The sequence below is a fragment of the Burkholderia sp. JPY481 genome, from assembly GCF_038900515.1.
In the GTDB taxonomy this organism is placed as follows: Bacteria; Pseudomonadota; Gammaproteobacteria; order Burkholderiales; family Burkholderiaceae; genus Paraburkholderia; species Paraburkholderia youngii.
The window spans coordinates 1-255 of the sequence record NZ_JAYMRT010000202.1; the positions used below are offsets into that span (position 1 = coordinate 1).

Genomic DNA, 255 nt, shown 5'->3' on the forward strand with positions numbered 1-255 from the left:
CTATAGCCCAGCGACTGCTTACCATTCCGGGAGTTGGACCGATTACCGCAAGCTTACTTGCCTCAGAACTCGGCGATGGAAAGCAGTATCGATGCGGCCGCGACATTGCCGCTGCCGTCGGACTGGTTCCCCGCCAGTACAGTACGGGAGGCCGGTCGAACCTGTTGGGAATTTCCAAGCGGGGGGACAAGAACATTCGCCGGTTGCTCGTCCAGTGTGCCCGTGCCTTCATGCTGCATCTAAACAGGCACACGG

The 255-nt window shown here is 59.2% G+C and carries 1 protein-coding gene; it reads left to right on the forward strand.

Annotation, left to right across the window (positions count from 1 at the left end):
• A partial coding sequence (locus VSR82_RS40340) for a transposase (protein WP_498858955.1) occupies window positions 1-255 on the forward strand: 255 nt, incomplete at both ends.